At 68.2% G+C, this 2,453-nt stretch carries 3 protein-coding genes; 1 reads left to right on the top strand and 2 read right to left on the bottom strand.

What is annotated here, in order from left to right:
- The coding region (locus tag B1A78_RS21445) for an LPXTG cell wall anchor domain-containing protein (RefSeq protein ID WP_144037959.1) at nt 1-189 on the bottom strand (189 nt) is incomplete at its 3' end.
- Nucleotides 190-343: 154 nt separating this feature from the next.
- Nucleotides 344-1,621, bottom strand: coding sequence for a phosphoribosylamine--glycine ligase (gene purD / locus B1A78_RS21440; RefSeq protein WP_077148863.1), 1,278 nt, complete (start codon nt 1,619-1,621; stop codon nt 344-346).
- On the opposite strand from purD, the gene xseA reads away from it, so the two are divergent.
- Nucleotides 1,620-2,453 (top strand): exodeoxyribonuclease VII large subunit (gene xseA / locus B1A78_RS21435; protein ID WP_077148862.1); only part of this gene is annotated, 834 nt, incomplete at its 3' end. The genes purD and xseA overlap by 2 nt on opposite strands.

The raw sequence follows: 2,453 nt of genomic DNA, 5'->3' as shown, positions 1-2,453 counted from the left end.
CTGTGGTTCCTGTTCGGCCGCGACGATTTCGGGCTTCACCGCCTCGAGCGGTTTTTTCGGTTCGGCGGGCGGGGAGACCGTCGGCGCGACATCCTCGGCCTTTTTGCGGCCGAACAGGAACCACAGCAGCACGACCGCGACGACGAGTCCGACGACCGCGATGACATAATTTTCCTGAAGCCACGCCATGATAGTCTCCCTGTCTTTCCGTCAGCCTATGCGCCCATATGGATTGGGTCGATCAAAATTCTTCGTCATTCCCGCGAAAGCGGGAACCCAGGAAAAGCTTGGCCGACGCACGCTCTGGGTCCCCGCTTTCGCGGGGATGACGAAATTCGGAGGGTTATTCCGCTTCGCGCGCGACTTCGCGCCAGCCGATATCGCGGCGGCAGAAGCCGGTCGCGAAATCGAGCCTGTCGACCGCGGCATAGGCGCGTGCCTGCGCTTCGGTGACGGTGCGGCCGGTCGCGGTGACGTTGAGCACGCGGCCGCCGGCGGCGACGATGGTCTCACCGTCGCGCGCGGTGCCGGCATGAAAGACGCGCACGCCCTCGCGCTCGGCGTCGGCGATGCCGTGGATCGCGCCGCCCTTTTCGGGGGTGCCCGGATAGCCCTTCGCCGCCATGACGACGGTCAGCGCATAGTCGCTGGTGAAGGCGGGCGGGGGTGCGTTGGCCAGCTCGCCCGTCGCGGCGGCGTGGAGCAGAGCGGCGAGGTCGCCGGTGTAGCGCATCATCAGCACCTGGCATTCGGGATCGCCGAAGCGGGCGTTATATTCGATCAGCTTGGGGCCTTCGTCGGTCAGCATCAGCCCGGCGAAGAGCACGCCGATATAGGGCGTGCCCTCGGCGGCGAGCGTCGCGACCGTCGGGCGGATGATGCGGTCCATCACCGCCTCCTCGAGATCGGCGGTGAGCACGGGGGCGGGGCTGTACGCGCCCATGCCGCCGGTATTCGGCCCGACGTCGCCGTCGCCGACGCGCTTGTGGTCCTGCGCGCTGGCAAATGCCATGACGTTTTTGCCGTCGGAAAGCGCGAAGAAGCTCGCTTCCTCGCCGGTCATAAATTCCTCGATCACCACCTCGGCGCCGGCGCCGCCGAAGGCGCCGTCGAACATGTCGTCGATGGCGGCGGCGGCGTCTTCGGCGGTCTCGGCGATGATCACGCCCTTGCCCGCAGCGAGGCCGTCGGCCTTGATGACGACCGGGATGTCGAAGCCTTCGAGCACGGCATGCGCTTCGTCGGCGCTCGTGCAGCGGGCGTAGGCGGCGGTCGGGATCGACGCGCGCGCGCACAAATCCTTGGTGAAGCCCTTGCTGCCTTCGAGCCGCGCCGCGGCGGCGCCGGGGCCGAAGGTCGCGATGCCGAGCGCGCGCAGCCGGTCGGCAAGCCCCGCGACGAGCGGCGCTTCGGGGCCGACGACGACGAAGTCGATGCTGTTGGCTGTGCAGAAGGCCACGAGGCCGTCGATGTCGTCGACCGGAATCGCGATGCATTCGGCGAACGCTTCGATTCCCGGGCTGCCCGGCGCGGCATAGAGCTTGGCGCAGGAGGGCGATTGTGCCAGTTGCCAGCTCAGCGCATGTTCGCGGCCACCCGAGCCGACCAGCAGGATATTCATGGCAGTCCCTTTTCCCGATCCGGCGTCCGAAACCGACCCCGCGGCGCGGCTGTTAGCCGAGCATTCGCCCGGCGACAATGCGCCCGACATGACGGTCAGCCAATTGTCGGCGGCGATCAAGCGCACCGTCGAGGACGGCTTTGCGCGGGTGCGCGTGCGCGGCGAGCTGTCGGGCGCCAAGCGCGCGGCGTCGGGGCATTTCTATGCGGCGTTGAAGGATGATAATGCGCTGATCGACATGGTGATGTGGAAGGGGCAGGCGGCGCGCCTCGCCTTCCGGCCCGAGGATGGGATCGAGGTGATCGCGACCGGCAAGCTCACCACCTATCCGGGGCGTTCCAAATATCAGCTCGTCGTCGACACGCTCGAAGTGGCCGGCGAAGGCGCACTGATGCTGCTCTTCGAGAAATTGAAGGCGCGATTGGGCGCCGAGGGGCTGTTCGACCAGGAGCGCAAACAGCCCTTGCCGCGCCTGCCGCGCGTGATCGGCGTCGTGACCTCGCCGACCGGGGCGGTGATCCGCGATATCCTCCACCGGCTGGCCGACCGCTTCCCGATGCATGTCATCGTCTGGCCGGTGCTGGTGCAGGGCGACGGCGCGGCGGCGCAGGTCGCCAATGCGATCCGCGGCTTCGATGCGATCGCCCCCGGCGGGCCGGTGGCGCGCCCCGACCTCGTGATCGTCGCGCGCGGCGGCGGCTCGATCGAGGATCTGTGGGCGTTCAACGAGGAGGTCGTCGTGCGCGCGATCGCCGATTGCCGCATCCCGACGATCAGCGCGGTCGGGCACGAGACCGACACGACGCTCGCCGACTATGCTGCCGATCGCCGC

It is taken from the genome of Sphingopyxis sp. KK2, from assembly GCF_001990265.1.
Classification (GTDB): Bacteria; Pseudomonadota; Alphaproteobacteria; order Sphingomonadales; family Sphingomonadaceae; genus Sphingopyxis.
This window is presented reverse-complemented; position numbering and strand designations above follow the sequence as displayed.

Coding starts and splice junctions, on each gene's coding strand:
- purD (WP_077148863.1), bottom strand. CDS start 1,621: ATGAATATCCTGCTGGTCGGCTCGGGTGGCCGCGAACATGCGCTGAGC.